Raw genomic sequence first — 309 nt, forward strand, 5'->3', positions numbered from 1 at the left:
GCGTGCCGAGGTTGCCCTTGCGCTCGGCCAGCCGCGGCAACATGGCGTAGGCGCGTTCGGGCGTCCAGTGGCCGGGGCGCGCCACCGCCGTCAGGTTCTCGTCGACCGTGAGGTTGGCGAACACCTCGCGCTCCTCGGGCACGTAGCCGATGCCGGCACGGCACACGGCATAGGGCCGGGCACCGGCCAGCTCGCGGCCGTCCAGCCGAACGCTGCCTGCGGAAGGGGCGACCAGGCCCATGATGGCCTTCATCGTGGTGGAGCGCCCGGAGCCGTTGCGCCCCAGCAGGCTGATCACTTCCTGGCGGT

At 72.5% G+C, this 309-nt stretch carries 1 protein-coding gene; it reads right to left on the bottom strand.

Annotated elements, in window-relative coordinates; translation table 11 throughout:
• Positions 1–309 (bottom strand): ATP-binding cassette domain-containing protein (locus CVH10_RS19265; RefSeq protein ID WP_146143097.1); only part of this gene is annotated, 309 nt, incomplete at both ends.

Source organism: Halomonas sp. ND22Bw, assembly GCF_003011945.1.
In the GTDB taxonomy this organism is placed as follows: Bacteria; Pseudomonadota; Gammaproteobacteria; order Pseudomonadales; family Halomonadaceae; genus Halomonas; species Halomonas halophila.